Below are 12,766 nucleotides of genomic sequence, written 5' to 3'. Positions count from 1 at the left end.
ATGTGCCATTCCTGGCTGCTCTATCCGGGGCTGGCGGACATTCGGCCTCCGGATTCCAACATCGTCAAATTCCAGCGCTTCTTCCATGTCTACGACGTGGACCCTAGTACGCGGGAAGCGGAGCAGCGCATCTTCATCCGGACGTCGGACGATCCGTCCGATTACGAAGCCGGCACGTCCTTGCAGAGGAGTGCCAAGGCCTACCTGGCATCCGGCCGCAAACTCGGCACCGGCTCGGGAATTTCGCTCGGGCTCCTCCGCTGAGATTGCGCCTCGTATGCGTCAAGCCCGCCCGAGCGGTGAAGCCCGGGCGAGTTTTGGCGTACTTATTTGCCGACTTCCTCCGTGACCTCGTCGATAGAGTCGCCGTGCGAGCTAATCCGCCGACTTCCTCCGTGACCTCGTCGATAGAACCGTCACGCGAGCTAATCCGCCAACTTCCTCCCGTTCCCCGGCCAATAAAGCCGCCGTACGAGCTTATCTCCCGACACCCAGTTCTCAGCGGAGAGGGGAGGGCGGCCTGCGCATTGCCTGAACATCATTAGAAATTTTCTTCTTGTCTTTCGTGAATACGGTAGACTATAATACTGGTTATAGTCTTGAAAGCGTTTATTCTGGAATCGATACCATATTCAACGGGTATCGATAAAAATATGAATCTGGAATCGATACCATACGCAACGCTGTGCCGCATCACAATTACGCACATCACACCAGGAGGGGAATCGAATGAAGTTCATCGAGGTGAACGGGATCAAGCTGTCTCGGCTCATGATCGGCACGGGCGACATCAGGAAATGGGACAGTACGGAGATGTTGGATCAGTTTGCGGCCGCGGGAGGAACGGCGATCGATACGGCCCATCAATACCGGGAGGCCGAGAAGATCGTCGGACAATGGCTGCGGGAGACGGGGAACCGCGACAAGATGGTCATTATGACGAAGGGCGCCCACCACGACGACGGCAGTCCGGGAGCGCGGGTTACGCCGGAAGCGATCCGGAAGGATCTGTCGGAAAGCCTGGAACGGCTCGGCACCGACCGCATCGACCTGTACGCGCTGCATCGGGACGATCCCTCCGTTGCGGTAGGCCCGATCGTCGAGGAGCTTAATCGGCAGCTCGAAGACGGGCGAGTGCGCGCGATCGGCGCTTCGAACTGGACTTATTTGCGAATTAAGGAAGCGAACGAATACGCCGCGACCCATGGTTTGTGCGGATTTATGTTCAACAGCGTCAATCTGAGCTTGGCGAAGGCGAACGAACCCCGATGGGAAGGCTGCGTGTCCGCGGACGAAGCGACAAGCGACTGGCACAAGGCGAATCGACTGCCCTTGCTGTCCTGGTCGGCGCAGGCGGGAGGTTTCTTCTCCGGTCTCTTCTCGCCCGAGGATCGTTCCAATGCGGAGATGGTCAGAGTCTACTACAGCGAAGACAATTGGGAGCGATATCGCAGAGCGGTCAAGCTGGCCGCGGAGAAACAGGTGACGCCGAACCAGATCGCCCTGTCGTTCGTGCTGAGCCGTCCGTTTCCGACCGGTGCCATTATCGGTCCGCGCAGCGAATCCGAGCTGAATGATTCGTTGCAGGCGATGAACATCGAGCTGACCCGGGAGCAAACGGATTGGTTGAACCTGGAGAGAGAGGAGCTGGCGGAATGAGAGAGAAGCTTGCGGCGCAGCTGTTCACGGTGCGTAACGAACTGAAGCGCGACTTTCCCGGAACGCTGAGAGAGCTGAAGGAGATGGGCTGGGCGGCCGTTCAGATCGACGGGCTGCACGGCAATGACCCAAAGGACATCGCGGCGGTCATGCGGGAACTCGGGCTTAAGGCGGCGGGCATGCATGTCGGGCTGGAACGAATGAAGAATGATCTGGAAGCCGTTCTGGAAGAAGGTCGGCTGTTCGACACGAAGGACGTCATCTGCCATTCGCTGCCGGAAAGGCTGCAGAACGAAGCGGGCTACCGCTCCGTGCGAAGCGATTTGCTCGCCGTCTCGGCCAAGGTTTCGCCGCTCGGCTTCCGGGTCGGCTACCATAATCACGATTTCGAATTCCATACCGGGATAGACGGGAAGTACGCTCTGGACTACGTGCTGGAACCGGACGCCGAACGCCCGATCTACGCGGAGATCGATACTTACTGGGTCAAGAAGGCGGACTTGGACCCGCTCGAATATATAAGCAAATACGCGGGCCGCATGCCGATCCTTCACCTCAAGGACATGACGGGGGACGACAGGCGTTACTTCGCGGAAATCGGCAGCGGCGTCATTGACTTCGCCCCGATCGTCCGCTGGGGAGAGGCAAACGGCGTCGAATGGTACGCCGTCGAGCAGGATTATTGTCCGGGCAGCCCGCTCGACAGTCTGGCCAGCAGCTTGGAATACTTGACCAAGAAAATGCCGTCGATCGAAGGGTGAGCGGCGCAGAGCTGTTACTCGATCCCGTCGAATGGAGAGGAGCTTGAACAATGCTGCTAACGGAAGCGAAAATCAAAGAACGGCTGCAGGAGCTGGAGGCGACGAGATATCGGGACGCGATCGCTATCGAGGCTTTCCGATGGACCGAGGACGAGAGCGGTGAAATCGCTCCCAAGCCTCCCCAAGAGGAAGGAAACGCGACGATTCGCCTCGGAGAAACCTGGGTCGGACGGGACAGATACGCCTGGCTGTCGCATAACGCGGCAATTCCGCCGCAATGGGCAGGGCGTAAAGTGCTCGGACGGTTCGATTTCGGCGAGACGGGAGGGGGCAACAACTCCGGATTCGAATCGCTGTTTTACTTGAACGGAGCGTCGTACCAAGGCGTCGATTCCAACCATAAGGAAGTGTTCTTCCCGCAGGAGACGATCGGTTCGGAAATCAGGATCGACATTCGGCTCTGGTCGGGACTGGAGGGCGGAGGCCCGCCTAAGCCGCGCAAGCATACGATCCAGGTGGCCGAGCTGTGCTGGCTGGACGAAGCGTCGGACGACTACTACTATACGGCACGGGCGGCGCTCGAGACGATCAAGACGCTCGACGCCAACCATCCGGACCGCGTCCGGCTCGTGAACGCGCTCGATCGTTCGTTGCTTCGGATCGATTGGTCCTACCCGCGCTCGGAAGCGTTTTACGCCTCCGTGGGCGAGGCGCGCGATTCGCTCCGCGCCGATCTGGCCGCGATCGAGAAGCATTCGCGCGTTACGGTCACCTGCATCGGCCATACGCACATCGACGTGGCGTGGCTGTGGCGTCTGAAGCACACCCGCGAGAAATGCGCCCGCTCGTTCTCGACCGTCTTGCGCCTGATGGAGATGTTCCCGGATTACGTTTTCCTGCAAACGCAGCCTCAGCTCTACGAATACGTAAAGAACGATTTTCCCGACCTCTACGAGAAAATCAAGGAGCGCGTCAAGGAAGGGCGCTGGGAAGCGGCCGGGGGCATGTGGCTGGAAGCCGACTGCAACTTGACGTCGGGCGAATCGCTCGTGCGCCAGCTCCTGTTCGGAACCCGTCTGTTCCGCGAAGAATTCGGCTCGGAGTGCCGCTATCTGTGGCTTCCGGACGTATTCGGCTACAGCTGGGCGCTTCCGCAAATTTTGAAGAAATCGGGCATCGATACGTTCATGACGACGAAGATCAGCTGGAGCCAGTTCAACCGGATGCCCCACGACACGTTCCGCTGGCGCGGTATAGACGGCTCCGAGGTGCTCACCCATTTCATTACGACGCCGGACGAGCACGACAGCCCTTATTACACGTACAACGGGGTCGTCGAAGCGCAAATGGTCAAGGGGATCTGGGACAACTACCGCGACAAAAACATCAACGAAGAGCTGCTGTTGTCGTACGGTTACGGCGACGGAGGCGGGGGCGTCAACCGCGAAATGCTGGAGATGCGCCGCAGGCTGGATGAGATGCCGGGTCTGCCACACGTCAAAACCGGCACGGCGGACGCCTACTTCCAAGGGCTGCAGCAGCGCGTCGCCGAAACCGACCAATACGTCCATACTTGGGACGGCGAGCTGTACCTGGAATTCCACAGAGGCACGTACACGAGCCAGGCCTACAACAAGCGGATGAACCGCAAGCTGGAGCTGGGCTGCCGCGAGACGGAATGGCTCGGAGCTTACGCCAGCTTGCTGAACGGCGATTGGTCCGCGTACCGTCAACCCGACTTGAACGAAAGCTGGAAAATCATTTTGCGCAATCAGTTCCACGATATTATTCCGGGCTCCTCGATCAAGGAAGTATATGAGGACAGCACGAAGGAATACGCGGCGGCGGAGCGGAAGGTTGGTGCGGCCTGGACGCATGCGGCGGACGCCGTTGTTGCGCCGAAGGCGGGAACGGTGACGGTGTTCAACTCCTCGCCGTGGACGCGCGACGACTTGGCGGAGATCGCGATGCCGGAAGGCACGGGCGGCGGAAAATGGACAGACGCGCAAGGCCGGGCGCTTCCCGCGGAGCGTCGCGGAGATCGGTGGACCGTGCAGGTCGAGGCGCCGGCGATGGGGCATGCGACGATCGCATTCCAGCCTTCCACGGAACAAGAGCCGATTGGGGCTCCCTTCGTTTACGGACCTTCCGGCATCGATACGCCGCATTACCGGATCGAATGGAACGAAGCCGGTCAACTGACCGGACTGTGGGACAAGGCCGCCGGGAAACAGGTGCTGGCGGATGGAGAACGCGGCAACGTGCTGCAAGTATTCGAGGACAAGCCGCTCATGTTCGACGCGTGGGACATCGACATCTACTATCAGCAGAAAATGCGCGAGGTGAGCGACTTAAGATCGGCGGAGCTGATTCATGCCGGCCCGCTCTCGGCCTCCGTTCGCTTCGTTTGGAACTATATGAATTCCACGATCTCGCAGATGATGCAAGTGTACGCCGAGTCCAGGCGCATCGACTTCGCGACCGAGGTCGACTGGCAGGAGCGCCAACAGCTTCTGAAGGCGGCGTTCCCGGTTGCCGTGCGTTCGACGGAGGCGACCTACGACATCCAATTCGGCAATGTCAAGCGCCCGACGCATTGGAATACGAGCTGGGATTGGGCGAGGTTCGAATCGGTCGGCCACCAATGGGCGGATCTGTCCGAGCGCGGTTACGGCGTCAGCCTGCTGAACGATTGCAAATACGGCTACGATATCAAAGGAAATACGATGCGCCTGAGCTTGATCAAATCGGCGATCGAGCCCGATCCCGACGCGGATCGAGGACGCCACGTCTTCACTTACGCGCTGCTGCCCCATCAAGGAGACTGGTACGAGGGCGGCACCGTCAAGGAAGCGTGGGCGCTCAACAATCCGCTTCGGACGAGCCCTGGCGCGATGAACGCCGCTTCGTCTTCGCTGCTGCGCGTTTCTTCCGATCGCGTCATGATCGACGCGGTCAAGAAGGCGGAGGATTCCGACAGCCTGATCGTCAGGCTGCACGACTACTCCGGCATGCGGGATCGCGTAACGCTGACCAGCGACCTGAACGTCGTCTCCTGGCAGGAGTGCGATCTGTTGGAGCGGCCCATCGACGAGCCGCAAGCCGGTCACCTCGTCGAATTCAACCTGCTGCCGTACGAGATCAGAACGTTTAAGCTCGACTTCAGGGCAGAGAAGGAGTGAGGCACGCAATGAATGACGATTACGGCCGTTATCCCGAAGCGATGCGGCGGTTGTTCGCGGAGGCGGACGGGAGGCTCGCCGCGCGTCCGCAGCTGCGGGACATGTTCAAGCGTTGCTTCGCGAACACGCTGGAGACGACAACCAAACGGCTGGAGGACGGTTCGACGTTCGTCATAACCGGCGATATTCCCGCCATGTGGCTTCGCGATTCCAGCGCCCAGGTGCGCCATTACGTGCCGCTCGCAGCAGAGGACGCGGAGCTTCGCGTCCTGATCGAAGGGGTCATCCGCAGACAGATGATGTATATCGGCATCGACCCTTACGCCAACGCGTTTAACGAGAGCGCGAATGATGAGCGGTACGACGAGGATGACACCGATCTTAGCCCGTGGGTATGGGAGCGCAAATACGAGATCGATTCGCTCTGTTATCCCTTACAGCTGAGCTATTTGTACTGGAAGGCGACGGGACGGACCGCTATGTTCGACGAACAATACCGCTCCGCCGTCCGCCGCATCCTGCAGCTATGGGAGACGGAGCAGCATCATGGGGCTCAATCCTCCTACCGCTTCCAACGGTTCGATTGCCCGCCGACCGATACGCTCCGCAACGGGGGACGAGGCATGCCGGTCAACTGTACCGGCATGACCTGGTCGGGCTTCCGGCCAAGCGACGACGCGTGCACGTTCGGGTATTTGCTTCCCGCCAATATGTTCGCGACCGTCGTTCTCGGCTACGTCGCCGAAATCGCGGACCAAGTGTATCGGGACGAGAGGCTGAAGCGAAAGGCTGAATTGCTGAAGGAAGAGATCGAATTCGGCATCGAGACGTACGGCACGGTCATTCACCCGAAATACGGGAAGATGTACGCCTACGAGACGGACGGCTACGGCAATCATCGTCTGATGGACGACGCGAATGTGCCCAGCCTGCTGTCGATTCCGTATCTCGGGTACAGGCCCGCGGACGACGAAGTATACCGCAATACGAGAAATTTTGTTCTCAGCGCGGACAATCCGTATTATTATGAAGGCAAGGCCGCTAGCGGAATCGGCAGCCCGCATACTCCGGATCGTTACATTTGGCATATCGCCCTCTCGATGCAGGGGTTGACGGCGCAAGATCCGAAGGAAGCGATGCGGCTGCTCGATACGCTGCTGGCTACCGATGCGGACACCGGGGTTATGCACGAAGGTTTTCACGCCGACGATCCTCACCGATATACGAGACCGTGGTTCGCGTGGTCGAACAGTCTGTTCGCCGAATTCGTGCACGGCTTAATGCGGCAAGGAGCATTCGATTGACGAAGGGAAGGTTATCTATGCGCCGAACGATGGTTGCAGCCCATACGGGCTGCGGAATTCATCCCGACAATACGATCGCTTCGTTCCTGGAAGGAATGGAGCTGGGCGCGGATATCGTCGAGGTGGACGTGCGCGCGACCCGAGAGGGGCGCGCCGTCCTGCTCCATGACGATTCGCCTTATTTGCGCACCTGCGACTACGAACAATTGAATGAACCGGCTGTCCGGCTGAAGCTTGATCCGATCTATGCGGAGCATGAAGTCGGCAGCTTGGAGCAAGTGCTGAGGCTGTCGGCGCCGCATGGAACGAAGCTGAACCTGGATCTGAAATCGCCCGACAGCATCGAGCCGGCAGTTAAGCTGATCCGCGAGTTCGAAGCGCAGAGCCGGGCGTTCATTACCGGCTGCTCGGATCGGATGACGGAGCTGTATCCGGACATTCAAGTGATGAGGAACACGCCCGACGCGCTGACGATGGAACAGATGGAGCGTTACGGCGATTTCGCGGAGTCCTTATGTTCGGATGCGCTTCGCGCCGGATACGCGGGATTGAACATGAACGGCTTCACTTGCCTGCCGCCGATCGTGAAGCGGGCGCACGCCGCCGGATTAAAGGTCTGGGTATATACGATCAACGATCGGCCGCTGATGGAATGGTTCCTTGGCATGGGCGTGGACGCCATCACGACAAGGGAGCCGAAGCGGTTGCAGGAGCTGGTCGCCGGCGGAGAAAATGCAAAACGGCTATAGCCAACAGCCCGAATATCTGCTATAATATATCTATGGTAAGCGCTTTCTCATAAGGTTGAGATTTTTTTATTCGTTAACATGGTAACGATTCCAGAACGGATTGGCGAGGAGCGTTGCACAGCCGGAGGGCGAGGCCGGATTGTTGAATAACTCGCCGATTTTAACACAAGATTTTCATTCGGTTAATCCGATAGGGTTGTTCGGACCGTTCAAACCGGCTATGATCGACTTGCGATCATTCGTTGCAGGAGCAAGACGTTCCAGCAAGCGCTCGAGAAATGGTTGATTACATAAAGGAGGAGGATCGGACAACGGATAAATCGCGGATTAGCGTCGATTATGGAAACGATACCAGATAATCTCGGAAAGAAGGTGATTCCTTCAATGAAGCAAACGAATATCGCGCCGGCGCTGCAAAGTCCGAAGCGCAAGCTCTGGAAGGATATGTTGAAGCACCGGTACCTATACTTCATGCTGCTGCCTTGTATCGTTTTCTTTATCGTCTTCTCCTACATTCCGATGGGCGGGCTGCTTCTGGCCTTCAAGGACTATAAGTTTAACAAAGGCATTCTGGGAAGCCCGTGGATCGGCTTGGATTACTTCCAGACGTTCTTCAATTCCTACCAGAGCGGAATGTTGATCAAGAACACGCTCATCATCAGCGGAATGAAGCTGTTCCTGTACTTGCCGTTCCCGATCATCCTCGCCCTAATGTTCAACGAGGTAAGGAGCAAATGGTTCAAGAACGTATCGCAGAGCATTCTTTACTTGCCGCACTTCATTTCCTGGGTTGTCGTCGTCGGTCTGATCCAGCGGATTCTTGCTCCCGACACCGGCCTGCTCAACCAGTTCATTTCAGGCGCGGGCGGCGACGGAAGCACGTTTTACATGATGGAACCGGAATATTTCTACCAGATCATGTTCGGAAGCCATCTGTGGAAGTCGATCGGCTGGGATTCGATCATCTATATGGCCGCGATCGCGGGAGTGAATCCCGACATGTACGAAGCGGCCAAGATCGATGGAGCCGGCAAGCTGCGGGAAGTGTGGAGCATCACGCTGCCGTCGATTACGCCGACCATCGTTATTCTGTTCATTCTGTCGCTGGGCAACATTTTGTCGGCCGGGTTCGATCAGCTGTACTTGCTTCGTACTCCGGGCAACATGCATCTTGCAGACATCCTGGATACCTATATTATTCAGATTGGCTTGCAGGGAGGGCAATACGGCTACGCGACCGCTGTCGGGATGATGCAGGGCATTATCGGTTTGATTCTAGTCGTAATCGCCAATAAAATCTCCCGCAAAGTTTCCGACACCGCTTTATGGTAACGATTCCATGCGGAACTGTTTTCGGTGAAAAACGTCCCAGACGTATTTCATAAAACAAACTATCGAAAAGGGGAAATACGCGTGAACAAGAAATGGGCAAAGTTTTTGGTGCTTCCTTTGATGGCGGCTATGCTGCTTGCAGGCTGCTCCAACAGCAACAACGGCGGCAACGCCTCCGGGAATGCAAGCGGCGGCGCTTCGGTCGCTCCGGAAGACAGACCGGCGACCTGGATCGCCGACCGTAAAATTAAAGGGCTCGTGTTCATGGGTACCGACGATTACACGGAAGACATGAATCCGGAGATCAAAGCCGAAATCAAAAAAAGAACGGGCATCGACTTCGAGATCGAAATCATGAAAGCCAGCAAATCGATTGACGGACTCGTTGCGGGTATTGCGGCCAACGACTTGCCGGATTTCATCGCGTTCTACCTGAACAACAGCGGACGTCCTGAAATGCAGGTCGTGCTGAAAGCGGCGCGCGAAGGCATTTTCACCGACCTTGCTCCGCTCATGAAGGATACGCAAGTTTACAGCAAATATTTGCAGGACGATTATTTGCCCAGCGATACGAAATACGGCGTGATGTTCCGTCCGGAATTCGACGGTTCCGCTTATTTCATTCATATGAACATCAATCGTCAAGGCGGTTACGATTCCCGGAAATACGTCGGCGGACCGTACATTCGCAAGGATATCGCGGACGCGCTGGGCGTCGATCCGCGCACGATCAAGACGACGGACCAACTGTACGAATTGGCCAAGAAAATCAAAGCCGGCGGATTCAAGGACAGCAACGGCAAAGACGTAGTGCCGATTGGCCCGAACTACTGGGGCGGCCAGGAAATCGGACGTCTGTTCGCCGATCTGGAGTGGGGAGAGGACGGTCAGTGGATTCGTCCGGACGACGAGGGCAAGGTGCTCCACGAGGCGCAAACCCCGAACGTGCTCAAGAAAGTCGAATATGTTCAGAAGCTGCTCGCGGAAAAGCTGATTCACCCGGAATTTTTCACCGTGGACGAGACGCAGTCAACGGAAGGCGCGCTTAACGGCACTTGGGGAATTATTGCCAATATGCACAACTATCAAGATTTCAATCAGGATATGCACTACTTGCCGCTCGGTCCTTTGAACGGCCTGGACGGCGAGTTTCAAATGCAGGTTGCGTTCAAATCGGGCTACTCGGCGTGGGCGATTCCGGCTACGACGAAAAAACCGGAAGAAGTGATGCAGTTCGCCGATTACTTGGCCAGCCGCGAAGGCAAGCTGTTGTGGATGTACGGCCTGGAGGGCCGCGACTACACGATGGGCGCAGACGGATTCCCGCTTGTGAAGCAAGAAGTCATCGATCTGAAAGCAACCGATTCGAATGCAGCGAAGGCGCTGGGCTTCGGCGGCGTAAGAAACTGGTGGGGCGAGCTGCTGGGCAGCACCGACATCGACAAGATGGCCGACTTCGGCGAGATGGAATACGGCGAGAAGCTGCAGGAAGCAACAAGCCAAGGCGCTTTGGAAATCGCGAAATATTGGGATTGGGACGCGAAGCGTCAGCAAGCCAACGTCTTTGACGCCTATTCGCCGAACGCTTTCTTGGGCGAATTCAGCAAGGGCGCGGAGCTGAAAGCCGCGTTCGACAATTACAGAGACAGCCTGGTCAAGGCCTACTACAGCAAATCGCTCGACAACGCGAAGCAAGTACTGGACAGCGCTCTGAAGCAAATGCAAGCAGCAGGCCTGGACGACTATCTGAAGCTGATCGAGCAGAAAAACGCGGATCCGCACACGAAGGTATCGTTCCGCGCGTTCTAGTCGGATTTCTCGCAATCCATCAAGCAGGGCGGTTTTATCCGGTCGGATGAAACCGCCTGCCTTTCCAGAGGAGGGGAGTCAGTGGTAAACGAATTTTATAAGATGAGCGCAGGCGAGAAAATATTCAAAGTCGTCAACTACTTGCTGATTATCGCGCTGTGCTTGTCGGTCATCCTTCCTTTTCTGAATATTACGGCCCTGGCGTTTAATCCGGGCAAAGACGCGGAAAGAGGCGGGATTTTCTTCTGGCCGCGCATCTGGTCGCTGGAAAACTTCGAGAAGGTGTTCGAGGCGTCGAACATCGCGACCGCGTTCGGAATCTCCATATTCCGCACGTTCGTCGGCACGATAGCGAGCGTATTTCTGACGGCGATGGCCGCTTACGCGCTGAAGAGCAGGACGCTTCCCGGCGGGAAGTTCCTGATGATGTTTGTATTTTTCACGATGCTGTTCAGCGGAGGAATTATCCCGTATTACATGCTGTTGAAAACGATCCATCTGACAAACAACATTTGGGTGTACGTTATCCCAAGCTTATATAGCGCCTGGAACCTGATCATTTTCCGCACGTTCTTCCAGCAGATTCACCCGAGTCTGGAAGAGTCTGCGCGCATCGACGGCTATAACGATTTCTCGATTTTCGTCCGCATCATCATGCCTCTGAGCCGTCCGGTTATTGCCGTCATCGGGCTGTTCAGCGCGGTAAATCACTGGAACGACTGGTTTACCGGCGCTTTCTACGTTCGTTCGGCGGACCTGCGCCCGCTGTCCACGCTAATGCAGGAAATGCTGATGAGCACGGAGGCGATGCGGGAAACGCTGGAGCAGGCGGCGGGTTCGTACAAAATGATCGAACGCATCCAGGTGACGGGCAACTCTCTGAAAATGGCCATGATCATCGTCGTCGTCACACCGATCGTAATCATCTATCCTTTCGTACAGCGTTATTTCGCCAAAGGGATCATGATCGGTTCAATGAAGGAGTAGTTGGGAGAGAATGGGAGAGGGCGACTATGAAAATACGGAATCCTTATGCAGGAAAGGGAACGTGGCTCAAGGGAAGTTTCCACAACCATACGACGAACAGCGACGGCTGGTTTCCATTGGAGACGGTGTACAAAATGTACGGCGGCTACGACTTCCTCGGCATTTCAGATCACGATAAAATCACGAAGCACAAGGGAGATCGGGAGATTCCGACCGTATTCGAAGCGATCGAGGTCAGCAGCCGGCAAACCCATATGCTCCTCGTCCAACCGCCGCATCAGATCATGGAAGGCTACAGCAACGAGTTCACGATCGAAAACTATCAGCGCTTCGTGGATCTGACGGCAGACAACGGCGGCTTCGCGGTGCTCGTGCATCCGAACCGTTTTTTCTCGAACTACTGGAAGCTGGAGGATATGCTCGCGATGGATCGCTATCTCGGAGTGGAAGTGTACAACGGCGACGGCAATCCGGAATACGACATCGCCTTTGACAAGTGGGACGCGATTCTCTCCGCAGGCCGCACGGTATGGGGCTTCGGCAATGACGATTCTCACGTGTACGGACAGGAGAAGCGGGCATGGAACGTGGTAAGGGCCGAAGAAAATACGACCGAGGCGATTATCCGCTCGATCAAGACCGGCAACTTCTACGTCTCGACGGGGTACGGCTTCGAAGACATTCGGGTCGAAGACGATACGATAGCGGTCGATCTCCGTTCGAACGAGCTGCTGGACAAAATGTACAAGTACGTGACGTTCTTCGGCAAGGACGGCAAGGTGCTCAAGGAAACGACGGGCCGGATTTCGCAGGCGCGGTACGAATGCCAGGGCGACGAAGGTTACGTGCGCGTCGCAGCGTATCTGGAAGGCGGTTATTCCGCGTTCTCTCAGCCTTTATTCGTAAAAAAGGAATAATCAGACAGGATATGGCGGACGTTACGGCGAATTGAGCTTGTTGGATGTTTTTTCAGTCATTGACGA

10 protein-coding genes are annotated in these 12,766 nt (G+C 56.7%); all 10 read left to right on the top strand.

The window, feature by feature from the left end; all coding sequences use genetic code 11:
* Positions 1 to 264, top strand: coding sequence for a hypothetical protein (locus tag ACESLM_RS06960; RefSeq protein ID WP_372630836.1), 264 nt, complete (start codon positions 1 to 3; stop codon positions 262 to 264).
* A 465-nt stretch (positions 265 to 729) separates the two neighbouring features.
* Positions 730 to 1,659: an aldo/keto reductase gene (locus tag ACESLM_RS06955; RefSeq protein WP_372630835.1), complete on the top strand. Its 930-nt coding sequence runs from the start codon at positions 730 to 732 to the stop codon at positions 1,657 to 1,659.
* Complete coding sequence (locus ACESLM_RS06950) at positions 1,656 to 2,420, top strand: sugar phosphate isomerase/epimerase family protein (RefSeq protein WP_372630834.1); 765 nt, start codon at positions 1,656 to 1,658, stop codon at positions 2,418 to 2,420. Before ACESLM_RS06955 ends, ACESLM_RS06950 begins: the two co-directional genes overlap by 4 nt.
* A gap of 50 nt (positions 2,421 to 2,470) precedes the next feature.
* Positions 2,471 to 5,602, top strand: coding sequence for an alpha-mannosidase (locus ACESLM_RS06945; protein WP_372630833.1), 3,132 nt, complete (start codon positions 2,471 to 2,473; stop codon positions 5,600 to 5,602).
* Positions 5,603 to 5,610: 8 nt separating this feature from the next.
* Positions 5,611 to 6,906, top strand: coding sequence for a glycoside hydrolase family 125 protein (locus ACESLM_RS06940; protein ID WP_372630832.1), 1,296 nt, complete (start codon positions 5,611 to 5,613; stop codon positions 6,904 to 6,906).
* A gap of 17 nt (positions 6,907 to 6,923) precedes the next feature.
* A complete protein-coding gene (locus tag ACESLM_RS06935; RefSeq protein ID WP_372630831.1) occupies positions 6,924 to 7,655 on the top strand; it encodes a glycerophosphodiester phosphodiesterase in 732 nt (243 codons plus the stop codon).
* Between the two features lie 384 nt (positions 7,656 to 8,039).
* A complete protein-coding gene (locus ACESLM_RS06930; protein WP_372630830.1) occupies positions 8,040 to 8,987 on the top strand; it encodes an ABC transporter permease in 948 nt (315 codons plus the stop codon).
* An 81-nt stretch (positions 8,988 to 9,068) separates the two neighbouring features.
* Positions 9,069 to 10,796, top strand: a complete 1,728-nt coding sequence (locus ACESLM_RS06925; protein ID WP_372630829.1) for an extracellular solute-binding protein — start codon at positions 9,069 to 9,071, stop codon at positions 10,794 to 10,796.
* 102 nt (positions 10,797 to 10,898) lie between these two features.
* Positions 10,899 to 11,783, top strand: a complete 885-nt coding sequence (locus ACESLM_RS06920) for a carbohydrate ABC transporter permease (protein WP_372630869.1) — start codon at positions 10,899 to 10,901, stop codon at positions 11,781 to 11,783.
* A 26-nt stretch (positions 11,784 to 11,809) separates the two neighbouring features.
* Positions 11,810 to 12,700, top strand: coding sequence for a CehA/McbA family metallohydrolase domain-containing protein (locus ACESLM_RS06915; protein ID WP_372630828.1), 891 nt, complete (start codon positions 11,810 to 11,812; stop codon positions 12,698 to 12,700).
* Positions 12,701 to 12,766 lie beyond the last annotated feature (66 nt).

This window comes from Cohnella sp., from assembly GCF_041641335.1.
Lineage (GTDB): Bacteria > Bacillota > Bacilli > Paenibacillales > Paenibacillaceae > Cohnella.
This window is presented reverse-complemented; position numbering and strand designations above follow the sequence as displayed.

Excerpts from the sequence above, each read along its gene's own strand:
- ACESLM_RS06940 (WP_372630832.1), top strand. The coding sequence starts at position 5,611 with ATGAATGACGATTACGGCCGTTATCCCGAAGCGATGCGGCGGTTGTTC.
- ACESLM_RS06935 (WP_372630831.1), top strand. The coding sequence starts at position 6,924 with ATGCGCCGAACGATGGTTGCAGCCCATACGGGCTGCGGAATTCATCCC.
- ACESLM_RS06930 (WP_372630830.1), top strand. The coding sequence starts at position 8,040 with ATGAAGCAAACGAATATCGCGCCGGCGCTGCAAAGTCCGAAGCGCAAG.
- ACESLM_RS06950 (WP_372630834.1), top strand. The coding sequence starts at position 1,656 with ATGAGAGAGAAGCTTGCGGCGCAGCTGTTCACGGTGCGTAACGAACTG.
- ACESLM_RS06945 (WP_372630833.1), top strand. The coding sequence starts at position 2,471 with ATGCTGCTAACGGAAGCGAAAATCAAAGAACGGCTGCAGGAGCTGGAG.
- ACESLM_RS06960 (WP_372630836.1), top strand. The coding sequence starts at position 1 with ATGTGCCATTCCTGGCTGCTCTATCCGGGGCTGGCGGACATTCGGCCT.
- ACESLM_RS06955 (WP_372630835.1), top strand. The coding sequence starts at position 730 with ATGAAGTTCATCGAGGTGAACGGGATCAAGCTGTCTCGGCTCATGATC.
- ACESLM_RS06920 (WP_372630869.1), top strand. The coding sequence starts at position 10,899 with ATGAGCGCAGGCGAGAAAATATTCAAAGTCGTCAACTACTTGCTGATT.
- ACESLM_RS06915 (WP_372630828.1), top strand. The coding sequence starts at position 11,810 with ATGAAAATACGGAATCCTTATGCAGGAAAGGGAACGTGGCTCAAGGGA.